General features: G+C 64.3%; 12 protein-coding genes and 2 pseudogenes. 8 read left to right on the top strand and 6 right to left on the bottom strand.

What is annotated here, in order from left to right; all coding sequences use genetic code 11:
• The 3 genes and pseudogenes from AOQ71_RS01435 to AOQ71_RS42220 all read right to left on the bottom strand — a co-directional run.
• On the bottom strand, nt 1-448 hold a 448-nt coding region (locus tag AOQ71_RS01435), incomplete at its 3' end, for a chemotaxis protein CheW (protein WP_057740849.1).
• A gap of 23 nt (nt 449-471) precedes the next feature.
• Nucleotides 472-3,291, bottom strand: a complete 2,820-nt coding sequence (locus AOQ71_RS01430; RefSeq protein WP_057740847.1) for a hybrid sensor histidine kinase/response regulator — start codon at nt 3,289-3,291, stop codon at nt 472-474.
• A 446-nt stretch (nt 3,292-3,737) separates the two neighbouring features.
• Nucleotides 3,738-3,908, bottom strand: a pseudogene (locus AOQ71_RS42220) (response regulator); the annotation flags it as partial.
• Between the two features lie 109 nt (nt 3,909-4,017).
• On the opposite strand from AOQ71_RS42220, the gene AOQ71_RS01425 reads away from it, so the two are divergent.
• The 4 genes from AOQ71_RS01425 (at nt 4,018) to AOQ71_RS01410 (ending at nt 6,482) form a co-directional block, all read left to right on the top strand.
• Entirely contained in the window at nt 4,018-4,728 is a 711-nt protein-coding gene (locus AOQ71_RS01425; protein ID WP_057740845.1) for a Crp/Fnr family transcriptional regulator, read from the top strand.
• Nucleotides 4,729-4,922: 194 nt separating this feature from the next.
• A complete protein-coding gene (locus AOQ71_RS01420) occupies nt 4,923-5,618 on the top strand; it encodes a Crp/Fnr family transcriptional regulator (protein WP_205668183.1) in 696 nt (231 codons plus the stop codon).
• Between the two features lie 133 nt (nt 5,619-5,751).
• Entirely contained in the window at nt 5,752-6,138 is a 387-nt protein-coding gene (locus AOQ71_RS01415; RefSeq protein WP_057740841.1) for an Hpt domain-containing protein, read from the top strand.
• Between the two features lie 95 nt (nt 6,139-6,233).
• The gene (locus AOQ71_RS01410) at nt 6,234-6,482 is read left to right on the top strand and encodes a hypothetical protein (protein WP_057740838.1); all 249 of its coding nucleotides are present in this window, start codon (nt 6,234-6,236) and stop codon (nt 6,480-6,482) included.
• Between the two features lie 41 nt (nt 6,483-6,523).
• Here AOQ71_RS01410 and AOQ71_RS01405 read toward each other — a convergent pair whose 3' ends face one another.
• Nucleotides 6,524-7,144, bottom strand: a complete 621-nt coding sequence (locus tag AOQ71_RS01405) for a helix-turn-helix domain-containing protein (protein ID WP_057740836.1) — start codon at nt 7,142-7,144, stop codon at nt 6,524-6,526.
• Nucleotides 7,145-7,480: 336 nt separating this feature from the next.
• Between AOQ71_RS01405 and AOQ71_RS49860 the strand changes: the two are divergent.
• The 3 genes and pseudogenes from AOQ71_RS49860 to AOQ71_RS01390 all read left to right on the top strand — a co-directional run.
• Nucleotides 7,481-8,509, top strand: a pseudogene (locus AOQ71_RS49860) (hypothetical protein); the annotation flags it as partial.
• Nucleotides 8,510-8,969: 460 nt separating this feature from the next.
• The gene (locus AOQ71_RS01395) at nt 8,970-9,389 is read left to right on the top strand and encodes a hypothetical protein (RefSeq protein WP_057740868.1); all 420 of its coding nucleotides are present in this window, start codon (nt 8,970-8,972) and stop codon (nt 9,387-9,389) included.
• 287 nt (nt 9,390-9,676) lie between these two features.
• Nucleotides 9,677-10,891, top strand: coding sequence for an EAL domain-containing response regulator (locus tag AOQ71_RS01390; RefSeq protein WP_057740832.1), 1,215 nt, complete (start codon nt 9,677-9,679; stop codon nt 10,889-10,891).
• Between the two features lie 10 nt (nt 10,892-10,901).
• Here AOQ71_RS01390 and AOQ71_RS01385 read toward each other — a convergent pair whose 3' ends face one another.
• Complete coding sequence (locus AOQ71_RS01385; protein WP_057740866.1) at nt 10,902-11,762, bottom strand: DMT family transporter; 861 nt, start codon at nt 11,760-11,762, stop codon at nt 10,902-10,904.
• A 162-nt stretch (nt 11,763-11,924) separates the two neighbouring features.
• Between AOQ71_RS01385 and AOQ71_RS01380 the strand changes: the two genes are divergently transcribed.
• Entirely contained in the window at nt 11,925-13,289 is a 1,365-nt protein-coding gene (locus AOQ71_RS01380; protein ID WP_430648597.1) for an aminotransferase-like domain-containing protein, read from the top strand.
• On the opposite strand, the gene AOQ71_RS46900 is transcribed toward AOQ71_RS01380, so the two are convergent.
• The coding region (locus tag AOQ71_RS46900) for a GDYXXLXY domain-containing protein (RefSeq protein ID WP_245316608.1) at nt 13,286-13,632 on the bottom strand (347 nt) is incomplete at its 5' end. The two genes, AOQ71_RS01380 and AOQ71_RS46900, sit on opposite strands and share 4 nt — an antisense overlap.

The following is a 13,632-nucleotide window of genomic DNA, read 5'->3' as shown; positions in this document are numbered from 1 at the left end:
CGAGCTCGAGGACGCGATCGACGTCGAGGACGACCATGAGCTGGCCGTCGAGACGGTGGACGCCGCCGGCGAGCTTGGCCATGCGGGGGTCGAGGTTGACGGGGTTCTCTTCCTTGCCGTCCTCGGGCAGGCGCAGCACCTCGCCGATCTGGTCGATCAAGAGGCCATAGGATTCGCCGCGCAGATCGACGCCGACCGCCATCGCCGTCTTGCCGTCCTCGTCCCTCGGCAGGCCGAGACGGGCGCGCATGTCGACCACGGTGACGATGCGGCCGCGCAGGTTCAGCACGCCCGAGATCTCGCGCGAGGACAAGGGAACGCGGGTGACGCGCTCGGGCATGAACACGTCCTGGACGCGGGAGATCGGCAGGCCGAACAGCTGGCCGCCGATCATCGCGGTGACGTATTCGACCATGGCGCCTTCGCCAATTTGCGTCTTCTTGCTCATTTCGGTGTCTCCTGGTCCCTGCCCTATGCCGCGGCCCGGCTCAGCTCGGAGGCGCCGGCGGCGCCCGCGGTCTGCTCCTTCAGCGCCGCGATCAGGCCGGGACGGTCGAACTTGGCGACATAGTCGTGGAAGCCGGCCTGACGGCCGCGCTCGATCGCGGCCGGCGACACCAGGGCGGACAGGCCGATGATCGGCATCGAGCCCAGATTGCTGTCGGAGCGGATCACTTCGGCGAACTCGAACCCGTTCATGTCGGGCATCTCGATGTCGGTCAGGACCACGTCGAAGCTCTGCGCACGCAGGGCAGCCAGGCCCTCCTGCGCGGTCGGCGCGGTGCGGACGCGGTAGCCGGCGGCCTTCAGCACCGGGGCCAGCATGTTGCGGAAGAAGGCACTGTCGTCGACCAGCAGCACCGACTGCGAATGCATCGACGGCTTCATCTCCTTGCGGGTGAACCAGTCGGCGAACGCCATGGGCAGGAAGTGGCCGACGTCGATCACCTCGGTGGCCTGGCCCTTGATCACGGCCGAGCCGAGGATGCCGGAAGCCGAGCCGCCGACCTCGATGTTGAGGCGCTCCTCGACGATGTCGATGATCTCGTCGACGACGAGGCCCATGGAGCGGCCGTCATCGGCGAACACCAGGATCGGCTGGGCGCCCTGGGAGGCGATGGTGACGCCGTCCATGGAGACGAGCGGCATCAGCTGCTCGCGGTACTGCACCATGTAGCGGCCGTTACTGAACTCGATCTTGTCGGCCGGGAGCTCTTCCAGGCGGGTGACGAGACCGAGCGGGACCGCCTTGGGCTGCGACGAGCCGGCGCGGAACACCAGCAGCGAGGTGGTCTGCTCGCCCGAGCCGATGTGATGGGCGCTGTTGTCGTCGGCCATGTCATGGGCCGAGGAGCCGGCGGCGCCGAGCGCCTTGGCAATGCCGTTGGGGTCGATGATCATGATGACAGCGCCATCGCCCAAAATGGTGTTGCCGGAGAACATGTCGATGTGACGCAGCTTGGTCGACATCGGCTTGACCACGATTTCTTCGGTGTGGAACACGCCGTCGACGACGATGCCGAAGGTCTGGCTGCCGACTTGCGTGACCACGATGAAGCCGTTCTCGGGATCGCTGGCCGCGCCGTCGTCGATCTTCAAGAGCTTCTTCAGGTGGATCAGCGGCAACAGCTTGTTGCGCAGGCGCAGCACCGCGGTGTCCTTGATGCGCTCGATGCGGTGCTCCGAGTTGGCGCGGGCCCGGACCAGCTCGACCACCGAGAGCTGCGGGATCGCAAAGCGGTCGCCGGCGGCTTCCACGATCAGGGCGGAGACGATCGCCAGCGTCAGCGGGATCTTGATGGTGACGGAGGAGCCTTCACCGGCCACCGACTTGATGTCGATGGTGCCGCCGATCTGGTCGATATTGGTGCGGACCACGTCCATGCCGACGCCGCGGCCCGAGACCGAGGTGATGGCGGCCGCGGTTGAGAAGCCCGGCGCGAAGATGAACTTGTGGATCTGGGCTTCGCTCATCTTCTCCAGCTCGGCCTCGGTGACGAGACCTGAAGAGAGCGCCTTGGCCTTGATCTTCTCGGTGTTGAGGCCACGGCCGTTGTCGGCGATGCAGATGATGATGTGGCCGCCCTCGTGATAGGCGGACAGGCGGATGGTGCCCTGCTCGCCCTTGCCGGCAGCGAGCCGCTCGGCGGGGGTTTCCAGGCCGTGATCGGCGGAGTTGCGCACCATGTGGGTGAGCGGGTCCTTGATCAGATCGAGCACCTGGCGGTCGAGCTCGGTGTCGGCGCCGTGCATCTCCAGCTCGATCTGCTTGCCGAGTTCGCTCGAGAGGTCGCGGACGATGCGGGGCAGCTTCTGCCAGGCATTGCCGATCGGCTGCATGCGCGTCTTCATGACGCCTTCCTGCAGCTCGGCGGTGACGTTGGAGAGGCGCTGCAACGGCACCTTGAACTCGGTGTCCTCGTTGCGGCGGGAGATCTCCAGCAGCTGGTTGCGGGTCAGCACCAGCTCGGAGACCATGGTCATCAGATGCTCCAGCGTATCCACGTTGACGCGGATCGACTGGTTGGCGATGCGCTCGCCCTCGCTCGCACTCTCGTCGGCCATCGACTTCTTCGGCGCGGCCTTCTCCTTGGGCGCCCTGGTGTCCTTCGGCGCTTCGGCGGCAGGAGCTGGCTCGGCCTTCGCTTCGGCCTTCACTTCGGCCTTGGCAACGGGCGCGGGCACCGGCGCTTCGATCGCGGTCTCGCGGAAGGCGCGCTCGAGCTCGTCGAGCGAGACCTCGCCCGGACGGAGCGGACGCTCCAGCGTCTGGTCGACCAGCGAGCCCGTGGTCATCTCCTTGGCGGGTGCGGGCGCAGCAGCAGGCGGCGCTTCCGGCACCAGCGGCGGGGCGTCAGCAACGGGAGCGGAGCCGCCAGCCGGCATCGGCTGCGCCGAGCCTGACATCGCGGCCATGCCCTGCTCGACCATCGCTTCCAGCTTGTCGATGAGATCGCGGTCGTTGCCTTCAGGCTCGGCTTCGGTCGCCTCCAAGCCGGCCAGGATCTCCTTGATGCGGTCGATCGAGGACAGGATCACCGTCACGGCCTGGCCGGTCACCGGCATGCCGTCGCGGAATTTGCCCATCAAGGTCTCGCCGGCATGCGCCAGCGCTTCCAGCCGCGGCAACCCGAGGAAGCCGCACGTGCCCTTGATGGTGTGGACCAGGCGGAAGATGTTATCCAGGATCTTGGCGTTGTTCGGCTCCTGCTCGAACTTCACCAGCTGATTGTCGACGGTGTCCAGACTCTCGCTGGTCTCCGTCAGAAACTCCCGCAACAGATCATCCATGAGCTACGCCTTACTGAGCTGGACCCCGACGTCCGCGCCGCCAGCAATTGGCGGAAATCCGCTCCGAGATCGTTAGACAACCCATTTCACGGTCCCGTTAATTTCATCCTCCGTGCTAATACGGATATTGAAGAGAAGTCTTCGATTCGACGGACGCGCGACTGCGGCTTTCGGCAAGTCCGGCACGGAGCTTCGGCCCGAAACGCGATAGGTAAATGCGAGGATAACAGCGTCACGACGGGCGCGAAAAAATTCCGCCAATGCCGGCGGATACGTAAGGGCCGCGCCAATTGAATCAAATCACCGGCGATTGGCATCGCATGCGCGGCGTTTGGTCGATGTGCCGATGACATCAGCAAGACGCGCACTCGCCGTAAACGGATTCTTGCCCGCCCGGCGTCGCGAACAGTAACGCGGTAACCGAGCCGCGCAGCGGCCGCATGGTGCTCAGCGAAACAGTCTCTGATCGCGGCCAGCAGCGCATCCGGCGTGAACGGCTTGCGCAGGCAGCGCGCCGCGCCGAGTTCGAGCGCCATTCTCAGAAAGTCCGGCGCCGACGAATTCAGATCTGCGAAGGAATAGCCGGACATCGCAATCAGCGGCGTCGCAGGTGCCCTCCAACAGGTATATGGACAGCAACACAACCAATAAAATACAATTTAGCCGCCGCGCAACTGGGTGTCGAGGGCGCGACACATCTCATGGCATGCGTGGGATCGCGCCTGTATGACCGCAAGCGGCCGACCGCCCAACCAGCTGCTGCAAATGCTCGACGCAGCAGATTTCGAGCTGTTGCTCCCTCACCTCGTCACGATTGAACTGGCCAGAGCAACTGTCTTGAGTGAAGCTGATGTGGCGCTGCGACATGTCTACTTTCCACATGACGGAGCCGTATCGATCACCGTAGGCCCTTCCGAAGGGCAGACCATCGAGGTGGCGATGATCGGACGCGATAGCATCGTCGCCGGCGGCGCAGCCCTCGCTGACGGAATCGCGCTGTCAGATGCCGTCGCGCTCTTTCCCGGGACCGCATCCGCCGTTGAAATCTCGGCGTTTCGCAACGCTGCTGCCGCGAGTGCCCGGTTCCGCGGCCTGGTTATCAGGCACGAGCAAGCCCTGTTCGCGCGCGCACAGCAATCCCTGCTCTGCAATACGCTTCATCCTGTCGAAGCGCGGCTGGCATGCTGGCTGCTGCGCGCCTATGATCTGTCCAACAAGAAAGCCCTCCCGCTGACCCAGGATACCCTGGCCCAGATGATGGGCGTACGACGTAACGCCGTTTCACTGGTCGCGCATGAGCTGCAACGCGCCGGAATCATCCGGTACAGCCGGGGCCAGATCGAAATCACTGATCTGTGCGCCCTGGAGGCGACATCCTGCGACTGTTGTTCCGCCGTAAGGGCGCATCACGCGCGGCTGCTGCGACTCCCGCCTTGAGGCCGTCGACAGCTCGACCCGTTGTATTCCGGAGTGCACACAAGCCATCAGAGAAACAAAACATCGCGCTGTCGGTAAGGTCTGTGATTGCCAACTTATCCTGCGGGGAACAAGATGGAACTTGTTATTGAGCGAGGAATCGATTTCGAACCAAGATTGCTTGATTGACGAGACGGGAGGCAGCTTTGGAAACGATGGTGCGCCCCTCCAACGGTCTCCTGTCGGCGCTGTCGACGGACGATTATGAACTGATCCGCCCATATCTGCGCACGGTCGATCTGCCGCATGACGCCGTGCTGGTGGAGACCGGCGAGACGCTCAAGCGCGCCTACTTCCCGCACCGCGGCGTGATCTCGCTGGTCGTGAAGCTCGCCAAGGGCGAGCATGTGCAAGTCGCCATGATCGGCCGCGACAGCCTGCTTGGCGCGCTCTCGACCATGGGCGATGCATGCGCGCTGAACACCGCCATCGTGCTCATTCCCGGCGTCGCATCGGTGATCGAGCTCGACCGGCTGCGCGTGGCGGCTGAGCAAAGCTCCAGCCTGCGAACGCTGGTGTTTCGCCACGGCCTCGCAGTCTACGCCCAGGTCCAGCAAACCGCCGGCTGCAACGCGGCGCATCCGGTGGAGTCGCGACTCTCCCGCTGCCTGCTGCACACCCATGATCTGTCGGGCGACTATCGGCTGCTGCTGACGCAGGAGGCCATGGCGCAAATGATCGGAGCGCGGCGCAACAGCGTGTCGCTGGTCGCCAATACTTTGCAGCAGGCCAATTTCATCCATTACAGCCGCGGACACATCCAGATCCTCAATCTGGACGGGCTGCGCCAGACGGCGTGCGAATGCTATGCCACGGTCAAAGCCCAGTACGATCGACTGCTCGGGCCCTGACGGCGCGCACCGAGCGGCGGATGGTAAAGCAAGTGCTTAACTCAGCCGTCAAACACCGCGCTTCTCGTGACCAGAACTGCAATCGGAATGACGTAAATCTCCCGGACGCCGCCAAACGGGGACCGGGACAACCATGTTCGACACCACATTCGCGCCTGCGCCTGGAACCGCGTCCCAGCGCGAGCTCGAACCGCTGCGCGAGGCCGGCGCGTTCGACGCGCTGGTGCGCGAAATCGGCGAGGACGGCGCCAGCGAGGTGCGGACGGTGTTCTGGCGCGAGACTATCGCGCGGCTCAAACTGTTTCGCACGCTGGCGCTCGACCAGCACCGGGCCAGGATCGGGCGCGAGGCGCATTCACTGAAGAGCACCGCCCGGACGTTTGGCTATGTCAGGCTCGCGTCGCTGGCCTCGCTGCTGGAAAGCACAGCCGATGCACTCGGCGCCGCTGAATTTGATGATCTTCTGCAGCAATTGGACGCGGCCTTTGCCGACGCAAAGGCGCAGGAATCGCGGGATTGACGGCCCCGGATACCTCGCCGTACTTATACGGTTTGCAATTTTCACGGATGACTAATCATAGGTGGCGATAGTCCCCGGAAACCAGGAGGGTTTCCATGTTCACCTATGAGACCGCGGATCAGAAAGAGGTCCGTCGCTTCCGCATCGCCCAGTTCAACGGCCGGATGGCTACGGTGAAGGCGGGCGAGTCCACGGTGACGGGTTTTGTCCGCTCCGTGCTGGAGCAGGAATCGACCATCCCGCCACGCTGGACCATCACCATCATCCCGAATACGCCGAAGGAAGAGCCGAAGATGCTGCGGCCGACTTCGCGTGTGCGCCCCTTCGCCGAAGATTATTTCTAGGCGCAGTGGCGCCGCCGCAGAGGCGGCGCCAGACGACACGCTCAATCGATCGAATGCAGCAGCGCAGCGCGGACGAGGTCGGCGGTGTTTCGTGCGCCGAGCTTGCGCATCGCTTCGGCCCGATGGCTCTCGAACGTCCGTGGGCTGATCTGCATCCGCAGCGCGCCCTGCTTGTTCGAAAAACCCTCGCTGATCAGCCTCAGTACTTCGCGCTCACGCCTGGTCAGCCGCTTGCCCGACAGGCTCGAGAGCTCGGAGCCTGCCTCGCGCGGTACTTGCAACGCGTGGCCGGCCTGCAGCTCGGGAACCTCGGTGATGGACGAAGAGGGCAAGCCGGCCTTGTGCGAGCCGGCGAGCTGCTTGACGACGCCGCAGACGCGCTCGGTCTGGGCCAGCGCATTCGCGACCACCTGCTGCAAATAGGCGCGTTCGTTCGAAGCGGGCGCAAGCTGGTCGCTGTGATGCTTGATTTCGCCCATATAGAGCAGCAACGCGGTCAGGGGGCCGTTGAGCTCGCGCGCGATGGCCGCGGCCATCTCGTCGGCCGCCTTGGCACGGGCGGCATTGAGACGGACGAAATCGAGCTCTTCACGCGCAGAAGCGCTGCTTTCGAACCTTTCCGACGGCCGCGAATCAGCAACCGTATCGTTCTGTGACCCCATGTGATTCGTTTAGCGGAACCCGAGGCCTTCTGTGGTTAACTTTTTGCTCCGTAAGACTACGGTGATTTTGTCGGTTTTGTGCTGGAATGCCGGCACAGGCACAATTTATGCTTGTGTCAGGTCGCTCAAGCCGTCGCAAAAGTTGCTGAGCCTGCCCGTTTCGCGGGCAACCTCCAAAGACATCCTTAACGAGATCAGCACCGGCCGGCCCGGCGTCCCCCATTTTACGGATAAATTAACGGCGGCTTGCTTCTCTTGTCACAATTGAGAGCGCGCGAATGCCTCCATGCATCGGGCCGACAGGCCTGCTGGAAACGTTGCAAGAGACTGCGTGCAATGGACGAGATCGACCAGCTTTCGGAGTTCCTGCAGAAGCTGACGCCGTTGTCGCGCAGCTGTCTGCTGAGCGAACTCGAGCGGCTTGAAGCCTGCGGCATCGACATGCCGGGCTCAGCGGAGATCCAGGCCAAGCTGCGCGCCGAATTCCGCAAGGATGGATCGAACCAGGCGCGCGCCACCAATCCATCGCGCTACTTCTTCGCACCGCTCGAGCTGCTGCTGATCGACGGGGCGCCCGAGCATGCCAATGCGGGACGGATCTCGCGCAACACGCTCACCCCGATCTGGGAATGGATCTGCCGCGACCTGCTGCCGACCATGGCGCGCGACTACGTCAGGGCGATCAACGACCAGGTCACCGCCAACAATCCCAAGGAAGTGCTGAAGATCGCAACGAACTTCCAGGGCAAGGTCGTCAAGGTGCTCGAGAACACGCTCGCCTCGCCGGAGAGCACGGAGTTCGCGCGCGCCAAGCTCGCGCAATACACGGCCTCGCGCACCGCCTTCGACGACGTGAAGAAGATGCTGCAGGTGCTGCGCGCCGGCGAGGCGCTGCCGAAATTCAACGCCAAGCTGCCCGACACCATCACGAAATTCGACGACAGCCAGATCGCGCAAATCACCGCGCAACTCGACGGCTTCAAGAAGTCCTATCCCGATGCGCTGCCGTTTGCGCTCGCATTGGTGGCGAGGCGCCTGAAGACGTTCTGGCGGCTCATATATCTTGCAACCAAGGGGGCCGCGACCAAGAGCGCGGACGAGGTTGCAGCGGCGCCCTATGCCTGCGTCGTTCCCATGGTGCTCGACCGGCTCGACGACAAGCGCCTCGCCTTGAGGATCGCGCTCCGCCATAACCGGTTCCTGGTCGCGCGCGACCTGCTCACCGAAATCTACGACGCCGAACATTCGCTCAAGGTCCGGATCGACGGCATCGAGCGATGCGAATGGGGTGTCCGGCTTCAGCAATTGATGGACGCGATCGCGGCGCTGGTAGCGGCCGAGGTCAGCCGCTTCCCCGCCAATGTCNNNNCGCGGCGGCTGCGCAGCCAGGACACGCTGGGCGGCAAGCTGAGCTATCTGGCCTGGAAGGGCCGCGACGCCGTGCAGGATGGAGCAGCGGCGTTTCGCAAATTGATCGGGGTGACCTGACTCCTCGAGATTCTATTCGGGCGTGTGCGGCAGCGTCAGGAAGCGATCAAGAAATCGCCCCGACATCACGAATCTGAACCACCAGTAGATCATCCGCCGCATCGACATAGCTGCAATCCCTGATAGCCCACCACCGGCCGCGCGCAGCAATAGCGCATGGGCGGCATCAGGCGTGTGAGGTGCTTCACACGCTTCTGCCGTCGGACCGGGCGAGTTGCCGCATTACCGTCACGCGCAGCGTGGGAACTTGCGCGCATCGCGCGAAAATGAATTCATGGACTGGGCGTATCGCTTCTATCCTCCTGTCCATCGCATGCTGCATGGAAGGACATTGGCGATGAAATCGATCCGCCTGACATTGACCGTGATGACGTGGCTCCTGGGCGCGTTCGCGTCAGCGGCGATGGCGCAGACGGCGCCGCCTCCGGGCGTTTCCGCGCCGACCGCCGACAATGCCGTCCTGCTCACAATCTTCTTCAAGCACGACCAGTCGCGTCCACTCAGTGAGCTCAACGCTCAGCTGGACAAGCAGGGCTTTCGCAAAGCCTTTCCACCCGCGGGCGTGGAGGTCGTGAGCTGGAACGTGATGATGGGCATCGGCCAGGTGGTCACGCTGCGCCTGCCGGCTTCGCGCTTACGCGAAGTCAACCGCATCATCGAGGATACAGCGTGGGGTCCGTACCGCACGGAATTCTATCCGACCTATGACTACAAGGCAGTCGGCATGGCCGAACACGACAAAGCCACAGCCAATTGAGGCCGGCGTTATTCAATTGGGCGAAGTGCGCGCCGGCTTCGCCCAATTGCGGGACACCGGCTGCGCGCATCGGCGGTGCGCTCCTCGCAAACTCTCACCGGATTTAGCGCATAGCTGCACGCAGCGCGCAGGCGGATGTAAAAACTTCTCGAAGAGAATTCGGACAATTTTACAAATGTTGCGAGCTTTAACGTTATCAGGATAATTCAAGATTCCTGTGAAGCTCTCCATACTTTGACGCCCCACATTCCGTTAACTCGACTGCAACGAAACGGGAGCGGTCTGCGATGAACGATGGGATGGGTGAGCTCGCCGGGGGGCGGCTGAGGACCTTCGGACGACGGAAAATAATGCCGCGCGCATGCGTGGCCGACAGCAAGCGCCATCTGCGTGCCTTCATGAGCGAGGTGCTCGAGGATCTTGGCTTCGTCACCAGCGAATGCAGCGGTGCGAGCGAGCTGCAGGCGACGCTGGCCACCGATCTGCCGGACCTGATCCTGCTCGGCATCGCCGCCGACGGCATCGAGCCCGGCCAATTCCTAGAGGTTCTGGTGCGCGAAGGCTTCGACGGCAAGGTGCTCGCTGTCGGCGCACGCGACTCGATCATCGTGAAAGCCGTGCAGCAGGTCGGCGAGGAGTACGGGCTCACGATGCTGCCGCCGCTCACCACGCCCTTTGCCGCCGACACGCTGCGCGACCGTGTTGCGATGCTGCTGCCCGAGGAGCCGGCCCCGAGCCCGGCCGTGCATGTCGGCGAGGCCCTGCATGCGGGCTGGCTCGAGCTTTGGTACCAGTCGAAAATCGACGCGCGCTCGCTGGTTCGCCGCGGCGCCGAGGCGCTGGTGCGAATGCGCCACCCAACCTGGGGTGTGGTGCCACCGGCCTATTTCATCCCGGAGGAGCACGATCCGCATTTCCGCGACTTGTCGGAATTCGTGATCGAGCGCGCCGTGCAGGACTGGCACTATCTCCTGGAACAGCAGAGCGCGGTCGATCTGTCGATCAACCTGCCCGCGCCTTATCTCAAGGAGCCGCAGGCCGTGCGCGATCTCTGCCGCCGCATGCCGGTACATCCCGCCTTTGGCGGGCTGACGATCGAGATCGCCAGCAATGAAGCGATCCACGACCTCGCTTTCCTGACCGATATCGCGCGCGAGATGAGCTTCCATAATATCGGCCTGTCGGTCGACAATCTCGGCGCCAATTGGCCGGAGCTGATGGGACTGGACAAAATTCCCTTCATCAAGCTGAAGGCGGACCGGCAATTCGTCACGGGCTGCGGCAATGACCGCCTGAAGCGCACGGTGTGCCGTCACATCGTCGAGCTCGCGCGCGGCTACGGCGCCCGCGCCGTCGCGGAAGGTGTCGAGAGCCGGGCCGACCTGATGGCCGTGAACGAGCTCGGCTTCGACCTCGTGCAAGGCTATCTGTTCGGCAAGCCGATGCCGCTGAAGAAGTTTGCCAGAAGCGCGCAGACTCGGCCGGTGATGGCCCAGGGGTGAGACGAGACCCTCAGGCGTATCGTCGCGCGAAGAAGACGCAGACGACCACGAGCGCGGTCGCGGCGATCATGCTCCATGCGACCGGCTCGTGCAGCAGGAAGCCAGCCAGCGCGAGCCCGAACAACGGCTGGAGCTGTTGCAACTGGCCGACGCGCGCGATGCCCCCGATCGCAAGGCCGCGATACCAGAAGATGAAGCCGACGAACATGCTGAAGATCGAGACATAGGCGAGGCCGATCCAGGCAGGCAGACCGACGCCGTTCCATGCCTGAGGCCAGGTCCAGATCATGACAGGCAGCATGAGCGGCAACGCCAGCAGCAGCGCCCAGGAGATCACCTGCCAGCCGCCGATCCGGCGCGACAGCGCGGCACCTTCGGCGTAGCCGAGCCCGCACAGCACGATCGCCGCGACCATCAGCAAATCGCCGGTGAGCGACGCCGATCCGTCATTCGACAGCGCAAAGCCCGCGACCGTGGCGCTGCCGAGGATGGCGAACAGCCAGAACAGCGGCCGCGGCCGCTCGCCGCCGCGCAGCACGGCGAAGATCGCGGTCGACAGCGGCAAAAGGCCGATGAAGACGATCGAATGCGCCGAGGTGATGTGCTGAAGCGCCAGCGCAGTCAGTAGGGGAAAGCCGACCACGACACCAATCGAGACGATGGCGAGCGAGCCGAGATCCTTCCGCTCGGGCCAAGCCTGACGCAGCAGGCCGAGCACGGCCGCACCGATCAGCGCGGCGATGATCGCGCGCGACGAGGTCAGGAATAGCGCGGAGAAGCCGCCAACCGCCACACGCGTCGCCGGCAGTGAGCCGCTGAAGATGATGACGCCGAGAAGCCCGTTGCCCCAGCCGCTGCCCGCAGATTGCATGTCCATCTTGCCTTTTTGGGCGACGACCTTCGGTCCGGGCCGATGGCAAAACCAGCGACAATCCCATACAATCCCGCAAAACTGTATGGGCATGGAAGGTCATACACCTTGGATGGCGGGGCGCAGACAAAGGGGCGTGGCGGCACGCGGACCGTCGACGTGATGAGCGCGATCCGCGCCAAGGTGGCCGGCCGCGCACTCAGTGCCGGCGACCGGCTGCCATCGATCCGGAGCCTGGCCGCGACGATGGGTGTTTCGCCATCCACGGTGGTCGAAGCCTATGATCGCCTCGCCGCCGAAGGGCTGGTCCGCGCCCGCCGCGGCTCTGGCTTCTATGTCTCGCCGACTGTCACGCCGCCGCTCGCCTTGACCCAGGCCGAGCCGCGCCGCGACCGGGCCGTCGATCCGTTCTGGGTCTCCCGGCAATCGCTCGATACGGATGCGGGCGTGCCGAAGCCCGGCTGCGGCTGGCTGCCGCCGGAGTGTATGCCGGACGCGGCGCTGCGGCGTGCCACCCGCGCGCTCGCCCGCAGCGACGCCAGCGTGCTGACGAACTACGGCTCGACCTCCGGCTCGCTGGCGCTGCGCCGGCTGCTGCTCACGCGCCTCGCCGAAGACGAGATCGAGGCCTCGATCAATCAGCTGATGCTGACGGGCTCCGGCACGCAGGCCACCGATTTGATTTGCCGCTTGCTGCTGCGTCCCGGCGACGCCGTGCTGGTGGACGATCCCTGCTATTTCAATTTCCGTGCGTTGCTGCGCGCGCATCAGGCGAGGATCGTGAGCGTGCCCTATACGCCGTCGGGCCCCGATGTCGTCAGCTTCGAGCAGATCCTCGCCGCCGAACGGCCGCGGCTCTACATCACCAATTCAGCACTGCACAATCCGACCGGCGCGACGCTGTCGCTTCCGACCGCGCACCGGCTTCTGACCCTGGCTGCCGCACACGATCTCACCATCATCGAGGACGACATCTTTAGCGATTTCGAGCCGGAGCGATCGCCGCGCCTGGCCGCGCTCGATGGATTGAACCGTGTGATCCGCATCGGCAGCTTCTCCAAGACACTCTCCGCCTCGGTCCGCTGCGGCTACATCGCCGCGCGGGCCGATTGGGTCGAGCATCTCGTCGATCTCCAGGTCGCAACCAGCTTTGGCGGCCCGAGCCCGGTCGCGACCGAGATCATCGCAAAAGTCCTGGTCGGCGGCAGCTATCGCAAGCACATGGACGAACTCCGGCAAAAGCTCACGCGGGCTCGTCGCGACGTGGCGCGAAAACTCGGGGCGCTCGGCATCGAGCCCTGGCTGATGCCGCGCGGCGGCTTCTTCCTGTGGTGCCGCCTCGCCGACGGACAGGATGCCACGGCGGTTGCGCGCGCTGCGCTCGAAGAGGATGTGGTGCTGGCACCGGGCAATGTGTTCAGCGTGTCGCAGACCGCGCAAAACTTCCTGCGCTTCAACGTCGCGCATATGAATGATCTGCGCATGTGGGATGTGCTGCGGCGGGCGTTGAAGGCGCAAGCTGGTTAATACCACGGCTCCTCATACACGGGCTCGCCGTCGAGCAGCAGCCGCTTGATCGCGGCGCGGCCCGAGGGGAGCACGGCGGCGACGATTCGCAGCTTCTGCTGGTTGCGGGCCTGCTCGAGCTTCCTGCCCTCGCCTTCCGGCACGAAATAGCTTTCCAGGCCGTATCGGATCGTCAGCCTGTCGCAGAAGATGCGGCCGGTTGAGCCGCAGGAATAGCTGACGCGGCCGCGGATCAGCACCTCGGGCGCCGTGACCGCGACAGGAGCCGCATGCACCGAGACGGCCCGATAGAGGCCATCGGCATCAGGCGCCAGCTTGACGAACACGACCGGATTGCGCTCGG

Source organism: Bradyrhizobium manausense, from assembly GCF_001440035.1.
Taxonomy (GTDB): domain Bacteria; phylum Pseudomonadota; class Alphaproteobacteria; order Rhizobiales; family Xanthobacteraceae; genus Bradyrhizobium; species Bradyrhizobium manausense.
The sequence above is the reverse complement of the archived record's forward strand: the minus strand, read 5'-3'. Positions and strand labels throughout refer to the sequence as shown.

Bases quoted from the DNA above. Each gene is read 5' to 3' on its own strand.
- AOQ71_RS01430 (WP_057740847.1), bottom strand. From the start codon at position 3,291: ATGGATGATCTGTTGCGGGAGTTTCTGACGGAGACCAGCGAGAGTCTG.
- AOQ71_RS01425 (WP_057740845.1), top strand. From the start codon at position 4,018: ATGACCGCAAGCGGCCGACCGCCCAACCAGCTGCTGCAAATGCTCGAC.
- AOQ71_RS01420 (WP_205668183.1), top strand. From the start codon at position 4,923: ATGGTGCGCCCCTCCAACGGTCTCCTGTCGGCGCTGTCGACGGACGAT.
- AOQ71_RS01415 (WP_057740841.1), top strand. From the start codon at position 5,752: ATGTTCGACACCACATTCGCGCCTGCGCCTGGAACCGCGTCCCAGCGC.
- AOQ71_RS01410 (WP_057740838.1), top strand. From the start codon at position 6,234: ATGTTCACCTATGAGACCGCGGATCAGAAAGAGGTCCGTCGCTTCCGC.
- AOQ71_RS01405 (WP_057740836.1), bottom strand. From the start codon at position 7,144: ATGGGGTCACAGAACGATACGGTTGCTGATTCGCGGCCGTCGGAAAGG.
- AOQ71_RS01395 (WP_057740868.1), top strand. From the start codon at position 8,970: ATGAAATCGATCCGCCTGACATTGACCGTGATGACGTGGCTCCTGGGC.
- AOQ71_RS01390 (WP_057740832.1), top strand. From the start codon at position 9,677: ATGAACGATGGGATGGGTGAGCTCGCCGGGGGGCGGCTGAGGACCTTC.
- AOQ71_RS01385 (WP_057740866.1), bottom strand. From the start codon at position 11,762: ATGCAATCTGCGGGCAGCGGCTGGGGCAACGGGCTTCTCGGCGTCATC.
- AOQ71_RS01380 (WP_430648597.1), top strand. From the start codon at position 11,925: ATGAGCGCGATCCGCGCCAAGGTGGCCGGCCGCGCACTCAGTGCCGGC.